The organism is Myxococcus virescens (genome assembly GCF_900101905.1).
Lineage (GTDB): Bacteria > Myxococcota > Myxococcia > Myxococcales > Myxococcaceae > Myxococcus > Myxococcus virescens.
On the sequence record NZ_FNAJ01000015.1, the window covers coordinates 103,054 to 122,533 of the forward strand.

The window sequence follows — 19,480 nt, forward strand, 5'->3', positions numbered from 1 at the left end:
AAAGGGCGTGGAGTGGAAATCAACGCGCGCGGAGCACCTGCTCGGCGCGCACCTCGTTCACCAGGGGCTCGCCCCGCTCAAAGGCCTGGAGGCTCGCCAGGGTCGTCTCGGCGATGTTGGCGAGCGCCTCATGGGTGAGGAAGGCCTGATGCGACGTGACGAGCACGTTCGGAAAGGTGAGCAGCCGCGCCAGCACGTCATCCTGGAGCACCTGCCCGGAGAGGTCCTGAAAGAAGACGCCCTCCTCTTCTTCATACACATCCAGTCCGGCGCCGCCGATGTGGCCGGACTTGAGCGCGGCGACCAGCGCCTTGCTGTCGATGAGCGCGCCGCGGCCGGTGTTGACGAGCACCACGCCCCGCTTCATCCGCGCCAGCGCCGCCGCGTCCACCAGGTGCCGCGTGCCCGGCGTCAGCGGGACATGCAGCGAGAGGATGTCCGACTCGGAGAAGAGCGTGTCGAGCGGGGCGTAGCGCACGCCCAGCTCGCGCTCGAAGGCCGCGTCCGGCGCCACGTCGTAGCAGAGCACGTTGCAACCGAAGCCCTTGAAGATGCGCGCCGCCACGCGGCCGATGCGGCCCGTGCCCACCACGCCCACCGTCTTGCCGGCGAGGTCGAAACCCACCAGCCCGTCGAGCGAGAAGTTCCAATCACGCACGCGTGAGAAGGCACGCGGGATGTGACGGTTGAGGGACATCACCAACGCCACCGCGTGCTCGGCCACCGCGTGGGGTGAGTACTCCGGCACGCGCGTGACGCGCATGTCCAGCCGCCGCGCCGCTTCGAGGTCCACGTGGTTGTAGCCCGCGGAGCGGGCCGCCACGAGCCGCACCCCACCCGCGTGCAGCACCTCCAGCGTGGCCGCGTCCACCTTGTCGTTGACGAAGGAACACACGGCGGGGAAGCCCTCCGCCAGCGGCGCCGTCTGGAGCGTCAGGCGCGGCTCGAAGTAGGTGAGCGCATGTCCGAAACGTGCGTTGGCGGCCTCCAGCGCGTCCCGGTCGTATCGGTGTGTGTCGAAGACAGCCACCCGCATGCCCGCTCCCTTGCCCGGCGAGCCATCCTCGCCGCGTGCCACCAGCGTCAATGCAAGGCCTGCTCCATGCAGCCCCCCAAGCCGCCGGACCTCGACAGCCGCGCAAAAGATGCGCAGCCAGGGGGCGTGCGGCAAAAGCTGCACGAGCAGCGGGCGCCTGCTCGCCGGGCAGCGGACTGGTGGGAGCGCGCGTCGAGGCCAGGGCCTAGCTTGAGTTTCAGGCGCCAGTGCCCCTTCGAGCGGAGCCCCCGACATGACCTGGCCGGAAGACACCGCGCTGCTGACGGACCTCTACCAACTGACGATGACGGAGGCCTATCTCGAGGAGGGAATGTGGGACGAGGCCGTGTTCAGCCTCTTCGCGCGCAAGCTCCCGCCCCGGCGGAACTACCTGCTGGCAGCGGGGCTCGACGATGCGCTGAGGTACCTGGAGCAGCTGCGCTTCGGCGCGGAGGCGCTGGACTGGCTGGCATCTCGAGGCCGCTTCTCGGACCGGCTGCTCGGGTGGCTCGAACGCTTCCGCTTCAGCGGTGACGTGGACGCCGTCGCGGAGGGCACGACGGTGTTCGCCCAGGAGCCGCTGCTGGAGGTCCGCGCGCCTCTGCCAGAGGCGCAGCTGGTGGAGACGTACCTCCTCAACCAGGTGCACTTCCAGACGACCGTGGCCTCGAAGGCCGCGCGTGTGGTGACGGCCGCCGCCGGACGCCACGTCATGGACTTCGGCTTGCGGCGCTACCACGGCACGGACGCCGGGATGAAGGCGGCGCGCGCGGCGTACGTGGCGGGCGTGGACTCCACCTCCAACGTGCTGGCGGGGAAGGTGTATGGGATTCCGCTCGCCGGCACCATGGCGCACAGCTACGTGCAGTCGCACGACGACGAACTGGAGGCGTTCCGCGCCTTCGTGCGCGTCCATCCCAACGCCACGCTGCTGGTGGACACCTACGACACGCTGCGCGGCGTGCAGCACGTCATCCGGCTGGCGCGGGAGCTGGGCGAGGACTTCCAGGTGCGCTCCATCCGCCTGGACTCGGGCGATTTGCTCGCGTTGTCGAAGGCGGCGCGGGAGATGCTCGATGAAGCCGGCCTGGAGCAGGTGCGCGTGTACGCGAGCGGCGGACTGGACGAAGACGCGGTGGAGAGGCTGGTGACGCGCGGGGCGCCCATCGACAGCTTCGGCGTGGGCACGGCCATGGGCGTTTCGTCGGACGCGCCCGCGGTGGACATGGCCTACAAGCTGGTGGCGTACGCAGGGCGGCCCCGAGTGAAGCTGTCATCGGGGAAGCTGCTGCTCCCGGGCGCGAAGCAAGTCTACCGGCGGGAGGTGGACGGCGTGGCGCGCGGCGACGTGCTCACGTGCAGGCAGGACACCGCGCCCGGAAGGCCCTTGCTCCAACCGGTGATGCGCGGAGGACAGCGGTTGTCCGAGGCCTCACCAACGCTCGAGGACATCCGCGAATACGCGCGACGCGAAGTCTCACAACTTCCGCCCGAGATTCGCGCCTTGTCACCCGCCCGGCCGCCCTATCCCGTGGAGCTGGGACAGGCGCTGCTGCGGGCTCGCGAGCACGAAGTGGAGCTGTGGTCCGCGGCGACGTGAGCCGCGGTGATGCACACGGCACGGAGTCCCTTGCCGGCATTTCGCCAAGGCGGTAGGCAACGCCATGGCGACCAAGAAGACCGCTCCACCACGAGCCTCCTCGGCGAAAGCGAAGAAGCCAGGCAAGGCGCCGCCTGTCCCCATCGAGACCGCGTGGCAGGACCTGGAAGCAACGCTGCGGAACACCTTGGGACAGAACGCCGCGGGCCAGCACCCGGCGGACCTGGAACCCATGCACATGACCTTCGAGCATGCGCCCGACCTGAGCTCGCTCCTTCCGGAGGACTATCAGCGCTTCGTCGAGGCCGTGGGCTATCGCTGGGTGACCACCGGCAAGAAGGGCCTGAGCTTCCTGCCCCCGCGCTGGCGCATCCAGGCCTCGGAAGGCATGGGCGAACCAGGACGACAGTGGACGACCGTCCGGGAGGAGCGCGAGGCGGGCCGGCACACCTACCGCTTCGTGATGTTCGCGTCCGAGGACCTCAATGACGTCAACGGCTACTGCTTCGGCAGGAGCGCGCACGACGACGCGCTGGTCGTCTGGTCCGTGGAAGACAGCCTGCCCACGCTCGAACTGGGGCCCTTCACGCCGTGGCTCACCAAGAAGCTCGCGGCGCTGAGCAAGGGCGCCTCCACGAAACCGAGCGGCAAGAAGGCCCCTTCGTTGGGCGATCCGCTGGGCCTGATGCAGGAGTCCCTCGGTGAAGCCGCCGCGAAGGCCCGCGACCAGGGCGCCGCGGCCATCCTGGACACCTTCCCCCGAGACACGAAGGACATCTTCCTCCTGGGGCGGAAGCTCGGCGTCGTCCCGGAGCTGATCGGCGAGTTCTCCGAGCTGGAGCGCCTGACGCTGAAGCACGCACAACTGACGCAGGTGTCCGGCGCGCTGAGCCGGCTCACGAAGCTGAAACAACTCGACCTCGCCTGGAACCCGAAGCTGGAGACGCTTCCTCCCGAGCTCGGGCAGTTGGAGGGACTGGAGTCCCTCAACCTGGACAACACCGGCGTCCGCACGCTCCCGGAGGCGGTGGGCCAGCTCACGCGCTTGAGGAGCCTGGGCCTCAAGGCCACGCCCATGACGACCCTGCCGCCATGGCTGTCCCGGATGAGCAGCCTCAAGCACCTGGACCTCTACCAGACCTCCCTTCCCCCCGAAGAAGTCGAGGCCCTGCGCAAGGCGCTCCCCGAATGCAACGTGGGCTTCCGGGCTTGAAGCGCGAACCCACCAGGGAGGCGAGCGACGAGGTCCAGATGACCCCGGCGCACCCTTCGGGTACTCCTGGGGTGGCTTCCTCTGAGGCCCAACCATCTGCCATGGTGAAGGGCCGTTTTTTCCGCTGGAGCGCAACATGAGTCTCCGTCTCGGCCCCGCCGTCATCCTTGGCTCGACGCTGCTTCTGGGCAGCGCCTGCAAGAAGTCCGAGGACCCCGCCCCCGAGCCCTCCGCCACTCCGCCGCCGGCGCCCACCGAGCCCGCGCCTGGCTACACCCTGTCCTTCCTCGAAGCGGCGTCGCCCTCGGGATGTACCTGGATTCGCCATGAGTCGTCGGGCACACGCAAGCCGCTCGCCACCGTGGACGCGGCGTGCGAGCGGCTCAAGCTGGCCTGGGGGCCGCGTGGCCGGCAGGGCCTGGTGATGGACCGGGGCAACGGCGAGCTGCCTCCGCGCGCCTGGCAGGTGGACTTCGAGTCCGGCCAGAGCACCCGGCTGCTGCTGCCCGAGCTCGGCCACACCGACACGCTGGGCTTCGACGAAGCGGGCCACGTCGTCGCGCTGGTGTCGCAGCTGGAGGACCTGCCGCGGAAGATGGAGAGCGGCAGTGAGTACTTCCTCTTCGACGGCAAGCGCTTCCTCCTCCCCGAGGCGGAAGGCAGCCCGGGCCTGGCGCACGCGTACCGCTACGAGGCCGGCCAGTGGAAGCACCTGGAGACGGTGGCCACGCTGTATGAGATGGACGGTGCCCTGGGCACGGAAGCCCTGGCCACGGCCAGCCGGCTGACGTCCTCCACCTTCAGCCAGGATGCGGACCGGCTCTCCGAGTCGGAGCTGGAGGAAGGCAACGAAGACGCGGCCCGGCTGGACGCGGTGGTGAAGGACCGGGGCCACACGGCCTACGGCATGTGGGTCTCCATGGAGACGCACCAGGGTCCGCTCTACTCCTGGGAAGCCACGGGCGAGCTGCCCACGCTCATGCTCCCGCTGCGCTGGGAGGTGAACGACCGGCTGGTGGAGCCTGAGCAACTGGCGCTCGCGCCCACGTCAACCGTGGCGCTGCGGATGCGCGGACGCCTGCTGCTGGTCTCCGCCGAGCAGGCCGCCCGCGTCTACGACGCGAAGACGAAGAAGCGCATCGCCGCGCTGGAGAACGTCCACGGCACGCGCTTCTGGCCCCAGCAGCGGACCGTCACCGCGGCGGCGCCCGCCAGCACGGTGACGGGGCCGTAGCGCTCGCGCGCCGGACTACCTGCCGGTGCTGGCGCCCACGACCGCCATCACCGCGTAGGCAGCGAAGAACAGACCACAGGAGAGCAGCGGCACCGCCAGGGCGGCCACCGCCGCGGTGCCCCAGCCCGTGCGGTGCAGGCTCCGGTACGCGTAGATGCGCAGCCCCAGGGCCCAGAAGGGCCCGCCATACATGCCACAGAAGGGAATCAGCCCCATCATGTAGGGCGACAGCGACAGGGCATTGGCGCGCAGGGTGACCTCGAAGGGCTGACCGGTGCCCTCCATCCGGAACACGAGGTGGTCCAGCGCGGAGTTGATGAGCGCGACGAGCATGCCCACGACGGGCACCAGCACCATCATCACCCCGATCACCCCGACTCCGGCCAGCCGGAACCGGTTCTGGGAGACGTTGTCGCCATCCATCATCTCACGCGGGATGGAGAAGAGGAGGGCCATGTAGAGAAGCGCCGTGGTGAAGGAGGCGGCCAGGTTGGACAGCGCCACGAAGCCCAGGGAGCTGCCCACCGAACCCTTCGGCCGCGCGCGCGCGAAGGTGGCCGAGGGACGCAGCATCACCGCCACACAGGTCTGCCAGTACGCCCGCAGGGTCCCCAACTCATCGCGCCGGTCCCACGGCAGGGCATCCGCGGGCACGCGGTCATGACACGCGGCGCACAGGGGCTCGTCCCCGGGCCCCTTCCGCAGGCACTGCGCGCACGCGAAGCTGCCGCACCGGCCACACGCATGCAGGCTGAGCAGCTCCGGGTGGACGGCACACACGGGGTCCGCGGAGCCTGGCGTGGCCTCCTGCAGAAGAGACGCGCCGCACCACGCGCAGCTTTGCGCACCTGGGACGACGAAGGCCTGACAACGAGGACACGGGATGCGCATACGTGCCCGCATCCTCGCACGGGTGCCCGCCGGGAAGTCAGGGTGTCAGCATCACGCTTTCGCCCCACCCCACTCACGCTTAAGGGAGAGACCATGCACATGCCCGGGCTTGTCTCCCTCCTCCTGCTGTCCGCGCCCGTCCTGGCCGCCGAGCCCGCGACTCAGGACCAGGCGGCATTCGAAGCCGAACTCCAGCGCAACCTGGAGGCCTTCGAGCAGAACATGGACCGCAGCATGCCCATCCCCTGCGGCCGCCCGCCGATGCGCCCCGAGCGAATCAAGGGAGAGGACCTCCAGTTCGACCCTTCGCGACTCACCCACATCAAGGCGACCACCTATCAGCTCAGGTGCACCATCCATCTCGACGGGACGGCCACCGACTGCCTGATGCTCAAGCCCGGAGTGGGCCTGGACGCGAAGAACCGGGAGACCATCAAGCAGTGGCGCTTCAAGCCGGCCCTCTACAAGGACAAGCCCACCGCGACGACCTGCATGCTGTTCGGCAAGCTGACGCCACGGCCGGAGAACTGAGCCGCCTCCGCCGGAGTCACGGGCTCCGGCGGTGACGCTCACTTCCCCGCGGGCACCAGCCCATGGTCATCCGGCACGGGGCCGCTGGCGCCCGGCACCTCGGGGACGGAGGGCGCCGGCGCGGCCTCCAGCCTGGGCGCCTCACGCGCCCGCTTCGCCTCACGCAGGGCCGCGGTGGCCGCCGCCTTCCGGCCCAGGGACTGCTCCCGCTTCGCCAACGCATCCCACAATTCGGGCGCATCCGGATGCAGCGCCACGCCCGCGCGCAGCAGGCCCGCCGCCACCGCGGTGGACTCCGCGTTGATGAGGCGCTTCAGGAAGTTCCGAGGCGCGAGCGCCAGTGTGCCCTGCGGCGTGGCCACGGCCTCGCGCAGATGCGGCAGCACGGCCTCCTCCGGGTTCGCCGCGAGCAACGCCTCGGCCAGGGCCCAGCGCGCATCCAGCCCCCGGGGCTGCAGCTCCACCGCCCGCTCCAACCAGCGCCGCCGCGCCGCGGGTTGCTTGCGCCAGGCGAAGCCCTCCGCGATGCGCAGCAACTCGTCTGAGTAATCCGGATGGAACCCCGGCGACGCGGTGACGGACTTGCGCAGCGAGGCCCAGCGCGCCTCCGGGTTCTTCTCCTCGTCCAGGCGCAGGCGCTGGAGCTCGGGCAACTGCGCGCGCTTCCAGCTCGCGGCCAGACGGAGCACGTCCGCGCGCAGCGGCTCGCCGATGCGCGCCGCCTCTGGAACCTGCTTCGCGTCACAGGCGGCCAGGTAATCCTCGAAGAACGCCAGCGGGCCTTCGACGGTGTAGGCCTTCAGCCGCGCCGCGCCGTGGACCTTCTCCAACGTGCGGGCCATGTGCGCCCCCACGCGGATGAAGAGGGCGCGCAGACGCGGGTCATGCCCGCTTCGGACGCGCTCCAGCGCCACCCGGGTGTCCCGGCCAATCTCCTTCCGGTTCAGCATCGCGGACACCTGGGCGAAGGCGCCGGGCAGGTCCGTCTCCTCCGGCAGCACGCCCGGGCCTCGCGTGGCCCACTGGTGATAGGACAGCCCATAGCTGGCGACGCGGCTGAGCCCTTCGTGCACCACCGCGTCCACCGGGTCCGCCACGTAGGCATCGCGGCGGGTGTTGCCCTCCTCCAGCACCTGCTCCAGCAAGCGGATGGACAGCCGGCGCATGCGCCGCGCCTCGCCCTCCACGTTGGAGGCCAGGGCAATCACCGTGTCCTCGGCGGGGAGCATCATCAGCAGCGTGGTCGTCTCGGGCTGGCCGCCCGCGTGGGCCACCACGTAGTGGCCGCGCAGCGGATACGTCGCGAAGCCCATGCCGTAGTCGGTGAGGCGCCCGTCGGTGGTGGACATGGACGTCTGCATGCGGCCCATCGTCTCGCGCGACACCAGGGTGTGCGACAGCACGGCGCGGCCGAAGCCCAGCATGTCCCCCACCGTGGCGCGGGTGCCACCACCGGCGAAGCGGCTGGACACGTCGAGGAAGCGCGACGGCTTCAGCGCCGCCCCCTGGATGCGGTAGCCCTTGGCCTGGTGCTCATCGCGCGTGGCGGTGATGTCCAGGTCCGCGTTCGGCATGCCCGCGGGCTTGAAGATGTGCTCGCGCAGGTAGTCGCGGTAGGACTGGCCGGAGGCCGTCTCCACCGCCGCGCCCAGCAGATTGTAGCCCCACGTCGTATACAGGTAGCGGGTGCGCGGCTCGAAGGCGAGCGGCTTGCCCGCGAAGGCGGCGATGGCCGCCTCCGTGCTGACCGCCTTCACGTTGCGGGTGGACGCAACCCCGTCATAGGTGGGCACACCGCTCACGTGGCCCAGCAAGTCCCTCACCGTGACAGGCCACTGCTTGGCCGGATAGGCCGGCACCAGGGTGGAGATGTCCGCGTCCAGGCTCAGCTTCCCCTGCTCCACCAACTGCAGCACCGCCACCGCCGTGAAGGACTTGGTGACGGACGCCATGCGGTACGTGGTGCGCGGCGTCGCGGGCAGCTTGCGGCCCACGTCGCGAAGACCATAGGCACACACCCAGCGCTCCGCGCCGCGCGTCACCCCCACGGACAGCCCCGCGACGGGCCCCTGTGACAGCTCGGCGCGGACGACCGCGTCCAGGGCGCCGCGCACTTCCTCGGAGAAGGCCCGAGGGGACTGCTCGGCGTCGAGACTGGCGGGCTCACACACCATCCCCAGCGAGGCCCGAGGCGCCGCCAGGGACACGGGCCCCGCGAGCCCCAGGAGCACCGCGGCCCCATACCGCACGAACGCAAGTCTCATGGCGTCGCCTCCGCGCTGGGCTCGGACACCCCGGCGGGCGTGGCTCCCGCTCCCGAGGGCGTGGGCATCACCGCCGCGACACCCCGCGCGGGCGGCGGCGTCTCCACATAGGCGCGCAGCAGCGCGTCGGTGACCAGGTGCCCCAGCACGTCCAGGCCCGCGCCGCGCGGGTGCACCAGGTCGTCATGCATGTAGCCGGACGCATGAAAGCGCGCGAGCGCCCCCTTTCCGCCCATGGCGGCGTAGAAGTCAAAGAAGGCACACCCTTCGGCGAGCGCGACCTCCCGCTCCGCGGCGTTGACCGCCTCCAGCGAGGGGCGCTGCGTCAGCGCCTGAGCCTTCGCGCCGGGCCCCTTCACCGCGTCCATGGGCCCCACCAGCAGGCACGCGCTTCCGGGCGCCGCCTCCCGCGCGCGACGGAGCAGCGCCCGCAGGTCCGTGCGCAGCTTCTCCATGTCCAGGCGCTTCCATTCGATGCGCTTGGACTCGTTGCCCCCCAGGAAGAAGACGAGCAACTGGGGCGAACGCTCCGCGAGCTGGGACGTGAGCGTGGCGCCGTCGATGCGTGCATAGAGGCTCGCGTCCGACGAAGGCACGCCCAGCGTGTCCAGGACGATGCCGGGCCGCGCGTGCTGCAACACCACGCCCTGCACCACCGCGCCCTGTCCCTCGGCCACCACGTCCAGCGTCTGTGCGTCCTCGGGCAGCTCGAAGTGGGTGGCGCGCGACAAGCCGCTTCCCGTGGGCTCGGTCCGTGCCAGCACCTTGCCGCCACTGGAGAGGCTGACCGCGCCCGCGCCTGGCACGTCCAGCCACCACAGCGTTCCGCGCGGCTCGCCATCCAGCTTGAAGCGGCTGCGGGCCTTGGCGTTCGTGGCCACGTGATACACGCCGGTGATACCGAAAGAGTGCGGAGGCGCGCGCAGCTCGCCCAGGGTGCGCGGCTGCCACCCGCTGCTGCTGGCGCTGGTGCGGCCTCGCCCGCCGTAGGGCGCCATGCGGTCCACGAGCAACACGCCCCGGCCCGCGCTTCCGAACGCCGTGGCCAGGTCGTCGCGCAGGACGTCCACGATGCGGTCCCCCGCAATCAGCGAGTTGCCAAAGGCCTCGATGACGACGGGTCGGGTGGCGGTGCCCGCGGCCAACGCATCCAGCGACGCGAAGAAGGGCGCCAGCGCCGTGCGCGCGCAGCCGTTCCCCAGGGGTGCCACGCAGGGGTCTTCCACCTTCGCACCGGGCGCGCCCAGCTTCTCGGCCAGGGCCTGGACCTCGGCGGTCCGTTCGGGACGCACAGGCATCCGCCGGCGGACCTCTGGCGCGGGGGACGGTCGCGGCGGTTCAGCGGGGCGCGCGACCGGTGCCTCTGGCGCGGAAGCAGGGGGTGAGGCGGCGCGAGGCGAGGACCCGATGTCACAGGCGGTCAACAGGCCACCGAGCAGGACCGGGAACCAGGTCCGCCGGCCGCTCCGCCCGACTTCCGAATGCGTCATGTAGTCGGCAGCGTAGACGAAAGCCCCTGCGTGCGCATGTTCCCGGCCAGCGTCTCCCCGCCTGCTGGAGGAGCAGCCCCAGCGCCCACGCTCCGCGGTCCTGGCAGCGGCGGAGTGGATGCCTGTGAGTCAACGGAAGTTGCGGGAGAAACAGCCCGGCGCAAATGCAAGGTCAAGCCCCGAACATCCTCCCTTCACTTGCGACCGAGATACCCCAAATTATCCGCTCCCTCTTATGGAGAAACGGAACAACAGGGTCGCGAACTGGACGCGGTTGCACCGCCGGTTTGGCGACCACGTGCGCAAGCTTCGGACGACCCGGGAGCTCACGCAGGAAGCGCTCGCGGAACGCAGCGACCTGTCCGTGGACGCCATCCGCCGGATTGAGCGCGGTTCGTTTTCTCCGTCCCTGGACACCCTGGGCAAGCTCTCCAAGGGGCTCGACGTCTCCTTGAAGACGCTCTTCCAGGGCTTCGAGCGCGAGCGCTCCAACGCAGTGGCGGAGATCTGCGACTTCCTGTCCCTGCGCTCGGGCCGCGAGGTCGAGCTCGCCTGGCGCGTCATCCAGGCCATGTTCGAGGAACGCTGAGCCTCACAGGGGTTCCCAGGGGGTCAGGACACGCCCATCCGTCCTGACCCTCCGGGGTCCGCACGCCAGCCCCCGGGGACTTTTGAGAGCGCGCCAACCCCGATGGTAGCGTGCGGCGTCTCATGACCCCGCTGATGAATCGAGTCGCGAGCCTGCTGTGGACCCTGACGGTCCTCGTGGTGGTGGGCGGCGTCGGTATGTGGGCCTACCGGCATTCGTCGCTGGGCGCCGCCACGCTCCTCCAGGAAGGCGGACGCTACCTCCAGGCCGTGCTGTCGCCGCTGCTCGCGGGCAGCGTGGCCCTGGCGTTCGGTCTGAGCTACGCCTCCGGCGTGGTGGCTCGCCGCGCACGGCACCACGCCCCCCGGCCCAAGCCCCTGCCCAAGGGCCCCAGCATCTCCCCGCTCGAGGTGCTCACCCATGACACGGCCACCGCCGTCAGGACGCTGCTCAAGGACCTGGGCCAGCGGCTGGGCCGCATCGCCGCGAAGCCGGATCCAGACATCATCGCCTTCATGGGCCAGTTGATGGACGGCGCCATCCGCCTGGGCGCCAGCGACATCCACATCCATCCGCTGGAAGCAGGCACGCGCATCGCGTTCCGCCTGCACGGCGTGCTGGAGGAAGTGCTCTCCTTCCCGCGCGAGCACCACTCGCGGCTCATCAACCGCGTCAAGGTCCTGGCGAAGCTGGCGCTGTACGACCTGGACAAGCCCCAGGACGGGCACTTCCCGTGGACCACGGACGACGGACCCGCGGACATCCGCGTGTCCATCCTCCCCACCAACCACGGCCCCGCGGTGGCGCTGCGCATCGCCCGCACCGGCGTGCGGCTGCCCCAATTGCCGGCGCTCGGCTTCCCCGACGCGTTGCTCGCGAAGTACCAGGAGCTGCTCGCGCTGCCGCAGGGCCTCATCCTGGTGGCGGGCGCCACCGGCAGCGGCAAGACGACGTCGCTGTATGCCTCGCTGGGCCACATCCAGCAGTCACGCGGCGAGCTCACGCGAATCGCCACCATCGAAGACCCCATCGAGTTCGACGTCCCCCTCTTCGCGCAGACGCAGGTCAACGCCGCGCAGGGCTTCACCTTCGCGCAGGGCCTGCGCGCGGTGCTGCGGCAAGACCCCAACGTCATCATGGTGGGTGAGATTCGCGACTCGGAGACGGCGCGCACGGCCATCCAGGCGGGCCTCAGCGGCCACCTGCTGCTCAGCACCATCCACGCCAACTCCGCCGCGGGCGCGTTCAACCGCTTCATCGACATGGGCGTGGAGCCCTTCCTGCTCGCCTCCGCGACGGTCGCCACCCTCTCGCAGCGACTGGTGCGCAGCCTCTGCCCCCACTGCCGCGCGCCCCTGCCCCTGACGCCCGAGGAGGCGGTGCGGCTGGACGCCGCCGGAATCCGGCGCGGGAACTTCTTCGGCCCCGTGGGGTGTGAACGCTGCGAGGGCAGCGGCTACCTGGGCCGCACCGCCCTCTACGAAATGCTCGTGGTCTCCCAGGGCATCCGCGACGCCATCAACGCCAAGGTGCCCAGCTCCCGCATCCAGGAGCTCGCGGTCCAGGAGGGCATGGTGCCCCTGCTGGCCGCGGGCGTCGAACGCGCTCGCACGGGCGACACGTCGCTGCGTGAAGTGTTCCGCGTCGTTGGCGGCTGAGCCCTCTCTCCAGGAAGCGACCTCACGTGAACACCCCTCCCTTTCCCCGCGGCCCCGTCACGGATGCATCATCCGACCCCGATGCCTGGTCCCAGTCGCTGATGGGACGCACCGAGGAGCTGGCCCACCTCCAGGCGCAGACGCCCCAGGAGGCCGAGCCCGCCGAGTCACCCGCGCCCCAGGCCCAGCCCCGGAAGCGAACCTTCCAGGCGCCGCCACCGCCGCCGCCCAGCCCGCTGGCCGCCGTCCTCAAGCTCTGCGGCGCGGCCGCGGGCCTGCTGGCCGCGAGCCTCCTCGTGCTCCCCGCGCTCCGGCACTTCGGAGCGCCCCCCGTCACCCCGGAGGAGGTGGCCGCCGCCCGCCCCGAGACGACGCTGGCCCCGAGCTTCGACCCACCCTCGGAGGTCCGCGAGGGAGAGGTCCGTGAGCAGCGCGCGTTCATGGAAGGCGCCAGCCTGCTCATGGTCGACTCCGCTCCGTCGGGCGCGACAGTCTTTGTGAACGGTCGAACCGAAGGCACCACGCCGCTGTCAGTGACGCTGGAGTGCGTGACAGACGCTCCGGTTACGGTGAAGCTCACGCGCCGAGGCTTCAGCTCCCTGGAACACACGCTCCCATGCCGTCACGACACCATGACCCAGCTCTTCGGAAGGCTGCGCAAGGGGAAGAGCAGCGCGAAGCCGTGAGCGCCGCGTCCCCTACCGTGCTCGTCGTGGACGACGACGCCGACATCCGAGAGGCCGTCCAGGACATCCTGTCCTTCGAAGGCTACGCCGTGGCCCAGGCCGCCAACGGCCAGGAGGCCCTGGAGCTGCTGACCGGCCCCCACGCGGTGCGGCCGTGCCTCATCCTGTTGGACCTGATGATGCCCGTCATGGACGGCGAGGAGTTCGTCGGCCGGATTCAGCAGGAGCAGCGCCTGGCGGAGGTGCCCATCATCCTCGTCACGGCGAGCGGCCTCGCCCACCTGCCCGGTGTCCGCGCCATCCTCAAGAAGCCCTTCGACATGGACGTGCTTTTGAGCACGGTGGGCGAACACCGCCACTGACGGACGTCCCCTTCAGGAGCGCCGCTCTCCCATCAACATCGCGGCCACCTGCGGGTCCAACTGGAAGGACTCGAAGAAGCGGTCCGCGTCCTGGGGCGGCTTGCCCTCCGGGTGTAGCAACAACTGCTGGTAGAGCCGGGGCCCCACCAGGAAGAAGCGGCCGCGCAGGTGGCGTGGGCCGGACACGCCCTCCACCTCCCAGCCCGGGAAGCCACTCAGCACCAGCGGCCGCGCGGACAGCCCGGTGGCGCCCAGCGCCTCCAGCGCCCCGTGGCTGGCCCGGGCCACCACGTCACGCGGGTCCGCCTGGGACACCGCGGCCGCGGGGAAGTCCGTGTAGGAGACGTAGTAGGCGGTATCCACCTCCGGCCGCACGGCGATGAAGGTGTGGAGTGTCACCGCGCCGACATCCGTCTCCTGCGAACGGCGCTCCTCGCTCACCGGCCCGGGAATCGCGACGGAGAAGCCCCCTTCCGTGGACCGAACGACAGGTTCGGCGGCCCGCGGGGCTTCGGGCTTCGCGGCGGCGGTCGGTGCCTGCTGGCGGGAGGCACACGCCCCCAGCCCTCCCAGGGCCAGGAGGGCGGCGAGCGGCGCGGCGCGGCGCGGGGTCTTCATAAGGGCAGGCGACTCCTGAAGGTTGGACCCCGAAGGTACGTCGGGCCTTGCGGGAACGCATCCGCCGTCTACACGCGGACGCGCGCCATGCGACGCTTCGCGCCAACCCGGGGGCAGCCCCCTCAGTGCAGGGTGTCCTCGGGGGACGTCAGCCCCGCGTCTTCTTCGACATGCCGGGCGGCCTCGGTGGCCACGGCCAGCCGCACGCAGAAGACAGAGCCATGGCCAGGCTGGCTCGTCACGTCGATGCTGCCCCCATGCCCCTCGACGATGCGCCGGGCCACCGACAGGCCCAGGCCCACGCCCGGAGCGCGCTGACGGGCGTTGCCGGCGCGCTGGAAGGGCGCGAAGAGCAGGCGCATCTCCTCCTCGGAAATGCCGATGCCCTGGTCCGTCACGCAAAGGACAGCCGTGTCCTGTTCGCGGCGCACGGACACCTCCACGGTGCTGCCCGCCGGCGAGTACTTCAGCGCGTTGCTGATGAGGTTGTGGAGCACCTGCTCCAGCCGGGCCGGGTCCGCGCGAACCGGCACGGACACGTCCGGCAGGCTGAGACGGAGGCCATGGCCGGTGTCGCCGGAGCGGTAGAGCTCCACCACCTCGCGAGCCAGCTCACGCGCGTCCCGCACCTCCGGGCGCAGCTCCAACCTGCCGGCTTCGATGCGGGTGGCATCGAGCAGGTCGCCCACCATGCGGTCCAGCCGCTCCACCTGCCGCCCCACCAGGGACAGGGTGCGGTCCATGCGCTCGGGCGTGAGCTGGGCGCGGCTGCGGTCCGACAGGGCTGTGGACAACTTGAGGGCGGACAGCGGATTGCGCAGCTCGTGCGCCACGCCCGCGAGGAACGCGAGCTGCTGCTCCTGCTGGTGGGCCAGGCTGTTGGCCATCTCGTTGAACGTGCGAGCCATGTCCCGCAGCTCGGTGGGCCCGGCCTCCGGGGCCCGGGCGCGCCTGCGGCCCGCGCCGAAGCGGCGCATGGACTGGCTGATGTCCCGCAGCGGCTGGAGCGCCACGCGCCGCAGCAGCACGCTCACGACGAGCACGCCCAACAGCAGCAAGCCGCAGAGCACCACGCCCACGGAGTCCGCCATGTTGTTCCACCGCTCCGCTTCCGAACGGGCCACGCGCGCGCGCTCCACGTTGATGGAGCTGACCTGCTCCAGGCCACTCAACGCGGCGTCCAGCGCCGGGCCCGCCTCCTGCTCCGCGCGCACCGGGTCCCACTGGGCGGAGAAGTAGACGTCCACGTCCTCGCGGACAGCGTCGAGCCGCTGACGCTCCGCCTCCGTCGAGGCGATGCGCCGCAGCTCCCCCATCTGCCGGTACAGCGAGGCCTCCAGCTCGAACCGCGACAGCCCGCCCGGGCCACGGGGCACCTTGACGGGGCCTTCCCGGACCATCCGGTCATGCGCCAGCAGACCCACCTCCAGCTCCTCGGACACCCGGATGCCCCCGAAGGCGACCCCCAGGGTCGCGGCCGAACGGTCGAGCACGCTCGTCAGGACGATGAGCAGGGCGGCGGCCGCCAACGTCACCAACGTCAGCACCCCCATGGTGGCGGCGAGCCAGGAGCGCAGGCTCATGGAGCCGCCCCGGGCGGAACGAGGGCCATCTGGAACACGGGGCAGACCCGAAGAGACCTTCACGCACGCTCCTCACGGGGTTCCCAGACACGAGGGCCACCCCCATTGCTGAGAGGAGCAACACCGCCAATGCCCACGGGATTCGCGGACCGGACGGCAAGCGGACACGCCTGACCCGTTCCCTGAAAGGGGACATCACCGGATGGCGCCAGCCGTGCTAGGGAGGGGCGATACGTGGCCGGCAAGCGCCCTGGCCGACGAGCGAGAGGTCTCCATGGACATCATCTCCCAGCCGGTACGCACCTTGAAATTCGATGGCTTCTGGCGCTGGCTCCAGGAGCACACGCACTGCATCCTGCGGTGCGGCTCCGTGGACGCCATGCTGTATGACCACGACGACTTCCACTGGGCCCTCCTGGAAGAGGAGCGCCAGCACATCGTGCAGGTCCTCAAGGGCAAGGTGCTGGTGGGCGAGCTGGTCATCCCCGGCCGCGAGGTGACGGAGGTGAACATCGCCCCCGACCCGGACACGGGCACCCAGGGCCACTTCCTGGTGGAGCTCATGGGCGGGCCCAAGGAAGACCCGCAGGCGCTCTACCACTTCATCATGGCGCACGGCATCGACCCGGCGCCGGGGCACAAGGACCTCAAGCACTGAGGACGGTGCGCTCGATGAGCGTCACCGCGTCGTCCGTCCCGTTGACGTAGGGCCTCGTGCTCCGAGCCGGCCGGGCACGAGCGAGCCCGGCGGCGCGCGCCACCAGCGCCTCCACGGAGCCCGCCCGCTCCTCGGGGCGCAGCCGCAGGGCCTGCCTGTCGTAGAGCCGGGGCCGCGCGAGCGCCACGAAGGGCGTTCCGGTGACGCGGGCCTCCTGCACGGTGTTGTACCCTCCCGCGCCGACGAGCACGTCCACGCCGGGGAGCACCGTCAGCGCGGGCCACGTGGGCATGCGCAGGGTCAGGCCCTCCTCCTGGGAAGCCCCTGCCCGGCCACCCTGCTTCGCGCGCGGCGCGGGCACATCCATCGCCGCTCCGGGCGGCACCAGCCACCGGACCACGGCCTCCGGCCCCAGCATCGCGTCCAGCCGGGCGGCGATGTGCCCCGCCTCCCCCACTTCCTCGGGGGTGCCACAGCCCATCACCGCCACCAGGGCGCGCGGGTCCTCCGCGGGCACGCCCAGCCGCGCGCGGGCCTTGTCACGGGGCAGCAGCTCGCTGGCACGCAGGAGCAGCCAGGGCGCGGTCCTCACGGCGCGAGGATGGTTCGCGAAGGGCGCGGCCTCACCTGGGACGAGCAGCAGGTCGAACGCGTCCACCGCCCGCGCCAGGCCGTACTGCTTCACGTACGTGGGGTTCACGTCGCGGTGAATCAGCACCTTGCGCGCGCGCACGGAGGGCAGCAGCGGCGCCAGCTCGCCACCGAGCCCCCGGGGAAAGGTGTCCACGACGAACAGGTCCGGGCGCACGTCCGCCAGGCACTGCGCCACCACTTCGCCCACGGCCTCGCGCCCCAGCGCGGGGTTGAGCCGGAACACCTCGACACCGGTGCCCAGCACGTCCTCCAGTGGCAGCCCGCTCGCGAACGGGCTGTTGGTGAGCAGGACGACGGCGTGCCCTCGGCGCGAGGCCGCACGAGCCAGCGCGGAGGCGCGGGTCAGGTGCCCCATGCCGCCTCCCAGCGCATAGACGAGCCAGCGGCCAGCCATCAGCTCCCGCCCATGTCCTCCTCGAAGGAGGCGTCGTCCTCGTGGCGGAGGCTCTCGCCGTCAGCCTCGGTGAAATCGTTGGCGTCGTGGGCCCTGCCGCTCCCCGACGAGGCGGAGGCGCCGTAGTACCCGTAGTCGTCGTAGTAGTAGCTCGGGTGGTCCTCGTCCACGCCGTTCCGGTCGCCCGTGTAGTCCTCGTGTTGCCGCGCGCACGTCGCGCAGAGCATCTCCGCGCCCACGGACGTCACGTGCTGCTCACACAGCGGCATCGCGCACTGCATGCACGTCATGGCAGCGGGGCTCCCACAGCCATGGGAGAACAGGAAGCCCACGTTCTCCTGGCAGACCAATCCACTCATGGCTGGGCCAGCTCCTGGGACGGCGGCGCCTGGAGGTGGAAGAGCAGCGCCATGCGCAGCGGCAGCTCCAGCGCCTCGAAAGCGAGACACGCGGCGGCCTCCGCCGCCAGCAGCGACTTGGTGGCGAGCAGCGTGCGCCCCTGCGCATCACGCAGGGAGACCTTGCCCTCGCGCACCTTCACGCGGGCCACGTCCGCGCCCGCGCCGTCCTGGATGCGAGCACCGTCGTCCTCCGGCCACACGGAGTACAGGAGCGTGCCCTTCATGTCGTTGAGGCGCCAACCCGGCCCCTGCCGCGCGAGCGTGAACAGCACCTGCCGCTGCTCACCGTCCCGCACGGTGAGCGCCCCGCCCGCGGAGCCGACGACATACCCCAGCGCCACGTCATCCGGGCCGGAGACCTTCAGCGCCGCGTCCTTCCACTTGTAACGTGCCAGCTCGCGCTCCTCGCCATCCACCAGCTTGGCGCCGTCATCCTTCGGCTTGAGGGAGAAGCGCTCGCGGTCGGCGTCGTCCTTGAACTTGAGCTTGCCCTCGAGGCCCTTCACGTCCGCGGCGGCGACGGGGGCGCTGGCGGCCTCCTGAGCGCGAACGGCTCGCGGCGCCTCGGCGTCACCGGGCTTGGAGCACCCGGCGGCGCCCGTGAGCGCGACCAGGGAACAACAGAGAAGGAACCGGCCCATGCCCATCATCACGAAGCCTTCGCCTGCTGACGCAGTTGTCTGGAGGAGTTGAGGACCTGGTAGAGGCTCAGCAGCATCATCACCACCGTCTTCGGTGCATCCACCGCGTCCCCCTGCACGTTGGGCCCGGCATCCCAGTCCTTCTCCACGAGGGTGCGCAGGAACATCCGGTCCTCGCCCAACTGGAGCTTGTCCACGGCGACGTCCTCCGGCAGGCGCATCGCCCGACGGGCCTCCGGCTCGAGCAGCGCCAGGTCCTGATGACGTGCCGCCTTCACCCGCAATTGGACCTGGAGCAACGCCCAGCTGTCCTGCCGGTGCTTCGTCTTGTACTTGCCGCTGGCGCTGCGCCGGGTGCGCGACCGCTTCATGAGCCGCTGCACCATGGCGATGCGCAGGTGCGTGCCGTCCAGCAGCCGCGTCTGGAGGGAGAACCACGGGTCGCTGAAGTTCTCCGCATTCCAGCCGCTGGGCGTGGTGTGCTTGCCGAGCAGCTTCTCCGAGCTGTCCGCGGGCGTGAAGTCGAGCTCCAGCCTCACCGACGCATCAGGGCCGATGTCACGGCGCAGCCGGTGGATGACCTGAGAGGCCAGCGTGTATCGCCGGTTCTCCAGGTCCAGGCGCCGGAAGCGAAGGTACACGACGAAGCACCCCACGGTCCCCGCGAGCAGCACGAGGCCCGGCCACAGGGTGAGCCGCTGTGCGAGCGCGTCCTCGAGCCCCTCATCCAGCGTCATCCGGTAGATGAAGATGGCGACGGTGGCGGCCAGACACCCCCAGGCCGACTTCCGCCACTTCCGCCGCGACTGCTCCACATCCATGTCCAGGAGGCGCAGCCGCTCGAGGTCTTCTTGCAACTCCCTGATGGGGCCGCTGCATCTGTAGACGCGTTCCTCGCGGAAGCGGTCGATGTTGAATGCCACGGTGAGTCGCGCCCCCTCGGCGGAACGAAAGAAAGGGAAGCGTAAGGGCCCGTG

Annotated in this window: 19 protein-coding genes; 9 read left to right on the forward strand and 10 right to left on the reverse strand. The window is 70.7% G+C overall.

What is annotated here, in order from left to right; translation table 11 throughout:
• Nucleotides 1–19: 19 nt before the first annotated feature.
• Nucleotides 20–1,078: a 2-hydroxyacid dehydrogenase gene (locus BLU09_RS30715; RefSeq protein WP_279627381.1), complete on the reverse strand. Its 1,059-nt coding sequence runs from the start codon at nt 1,076–1,078 to the stop codon at nt 20–22.
• A gap of 211 nt (nt 1,079–1,289) precedes the next feature.
• Here BLU09_RS30715 and BLU09_RS30720 point away from each other — a divergent pair, with 211 nt between their 5' ends.
• The 3 genes from BLU09_RS30720 to BLU09_RS30730 all read left to right on the forward strand — a co-directional run bounded on the left by BLU09_RS30720 (nt 1,290) and on the right by BLU09_RS30730 (nt 5,083).
• The gene (locus BLU09_RS30720) at nt 1,290–2,636 is read left to right on the forward strand and encodes a nicotinate phosphoribosyltransferase (RefSeq protein WP_090493804.1); all 1,347 of its coding nucleotides are present in this window, start codon (nt 1,290–1,292) and stop codon (nt 2,634–2,636) included.
• Between the two features lie 64 nt (nt 2,637–2,700).
• Nucleotides 2,701–3,849 carry a leucine-rich repeat domain-containing protein gene (locus tag BLU09_RS39580; protein ID WP_244172155.1) on the forward strand — a complete coding sequence of 383 codons (1,149 nt, stop codon included), beginning with the start codon at nt 2,701–2,703 and terminating at the stop codon, nt 3,847–3,849.
• 136 nt (nt 3,850–3,985) lie between these two features.
• On the forward strand, nt 3,986–5,083 hold the full coding sequence (locus tag BLU09_RS30730) for a hypothetical protein (protein ID WP_167371196.1): 1,098 nt from the start codon (nt 3,986–3,988) through the stop codon (nt 5,081–5,083).
• Between the two features lie 15 nt (nt 5,084–5,098).
• Here the strand turns inward: BLU09_RS30730 and BLU09_RS30735 are convergent, their stop codons facing one another.
• A complete protein-coding gene (locus BLU09_RS30735; RefSeq protein ID WP_244172156.1) occupies nt 5,099–5,863 on the reverse strand; it encodes a YIP1 family protein in 765 nt (254 codons plus the stop codon).
• 210 nt (nt 5,864–6,073) lie between these two features.
• On the opposite strand from BLU09_RS30735, the gene BLU09_RS30740 reads away from it, so the two are divergent.
• A complete protein-coding gene (locus BLU09_RS30740) occupies nt 6,074–6,505 on the forward strand; it encodes an energy transducer TonB (RefSeq protein ID WP_244172157.1) in 432 nt (143 codons plus the stop codon).
• Between the two features lie 38 nt (nt 6,506–6,543).
• Here the strand turns inward: BLU09_RS30740 and BLU09_RS30745 are convergent, their stop codons facing one another.
• Both BLU09_RS30745 and BLU09_RS30750 read right to left on the reverse strand, forming a co-directional pair.
• Nucleotides 6,544–8,769 carry a serine hydrolase domain-containing protein gene (locus tag BLU09_RS30745; protein ID WP_090493810.1) on the reverse strand — a complete coding sequence of 742 codons (2,226 nt, stop codon included), beginning with the start codon at nt 8,767–8,769 and terminating at the stop codon, nt 6,544–6,546.
• Nucleotides 8,766–10,067, reverse strand: a complete 1,302-nt coding sequence (locus BLU09_RS30750; RefSeq protein WP_244172158.1) for an SGNH/GDSL hydrolase family protein — start codon at nt 10,065–10,067, stop codon at nt 8,766–8,768. Before BLU09_RS30750 ends, BLU09_RS30745 begins: the two co-directional genes overlap by 4 nt.
• Before the next feature lie 490 nt (nt 10,068–10,557).
• Between BLU09_RS30750 and BLU09_RS30755 the strand changes: the two genes are divergently transcribed.
• From BLU09_RS30755 to BLU09_RS30770, 4 genes are all read left to right on the forward strand, one after another.
• Nucleotides 10,558–10,848 carry a helix-turn-helix domain-containing protein gene (locus BLU09_RS30755; protein ID WP_316565019.1) on the forward strand — a complete coding sequence of 97 codons (291 nt, stop codon included), beginning with the start codon at nt 10,558–10,560 and terminating at the stop codon, nt 10,846–10,848.
• Between the two features lie 134 nt (nt 10,849–10,982).
• A complete protein-coding gene (locus tag BLU09_RS30760) occupies nt 10,983–12,506 on the forward strand; it encodes a GspE/PulE family protein (protein ID WP_244172159.1) in 1,524 nt (507 codons plus the stop codon).
• A 26-nt stretch (nt 12,507–12,532) separates the two neighbouring features.
• Nucleotides 12,533–13,192 (forward strand): PEGA domain-containing protein, encoded by a 660-nt coding sequence (locus tag BLU09_RS30765; RefSeq protein ID WP_090493819.1) that lies wholly within the window; start codon nt 12,533–12,535, stop codon nt 13,190–13,192.
• A complete protein-coding gene (locus BLU09_RS30770; RefSeq protein ID WP_090493822.1) occupies nt 13,189–13,554 on the forward strand; it encodes a response regulator in 366 nt (121 codons plus the stop codon). The genes BLU09_RS30765 and BLU09_RS30770 overlap by 4 nt, the downstream gene beginning before the upstream one ends.
• A 12-nt stretch (nt 13,555–13,566) precedes the next feature.
• Here the strand turns inward: BLU09_RS30770 and BLU09_RS30775 are convergent, their stop codons facing one another.
• Nucleotides 13,567–14,172, reverse strand: a complete 606-nt coding sequence (locus tag BLU09_RS30775) for a hypothetical protein (RefSeq protein ID WP_090493824.1) — start codon at nt 14,170–14,172, stop codon at nt 13,567–13,569.
• 122 nt (nt 14,173–14,294) lie between these two features.
• On the reverse strand, nt 14,295–15,755 hold the full coding sequence (locus BLU09_RS30780; RefSeq protein ID WP_090493826.1) for a sensor histidine kinase: 1,461 nt from the start codon (nt 15,753–15,755) through the stop codon (nt 14,295–14,297).
• Between the two features lie 274 nt (nt 15,756–16,029).
• Here BLU09_RS30780 and BLU09_RS30785 point away from each other — a divergent pair, with 274 nt between their 5' ends.
• Complete coding sequence (locus tag BLU09_RS30785; RefSeq protein WP_186817755.1) at nt 16,030–16,413, forward strand: serine/threonine protein kinase; 384 nt, start codon at nt 16,030–16,032, stop codon at nt 16,411–16,413.
• On the opposite strand, the gene BLU09_RS30790 is transcribed toward BLU09_RS30785, so the two are convergent.
• From BLU09_RS30790 to BLU09_RS30805, 4 genes are read right to left on the reverse strand one after another with little or no spacing between them, the layout of a single operon-like run.
• Entirely contained in the window at nt 16,403–17,461 is a 1,059-nt protein-coding gene (locus BLU09_RS30790) for a hypothetical protein (RefSeq protein WP_090493830.1), read from the reverse strand. The genes BLU09_RS30785 and BLU09_RS30790 overlap by 11 nt on opposite strands.
• Entirely contained in the window at nt 17,461–17,820 is a 360-nt protein-coding gene (locus tag BLU09_RS30795) for a hypothetical protein (RefSeq protein ID WP_090493832.1), read from the reverse strand. The genes BLU09_RS30790 and BLU09_RS30795 overlap by 1 nt, the downstream gene beginning before the upstream one ends.
• Nucleotides 17,817–18,515: a hypothetical protein gene (locus BLU09_RS30800; protein ID WP_090493834.1), complete on the reverse strand. Its 699-nt coding sequence runs from the start codon at nt 18,513–18,515 to the stop codon at nt 17,817–17,819. Before BLU09_RS30800 ends, BLU09_RS30795 begins: the two co-directional genes overlap by 4 nt.
• Nucleotides 18,512–19,426: a hypothetical protein gene (locus BLU09_RS30805; protein ID WP_244172161.1), complete on the reverse strand. Its 915-nt coding sequence runs from the start codon at nt 19,424–19,426 to the stop codon at nt 18,512–18,514. Before BLU09_RS30805 ends, BLU09_RS30800 begins: the two co-directional genes overlap by 4 nt.
• Between the last annotated feature and the right edge of the window lie 54 nt (nt 19,427–19,480).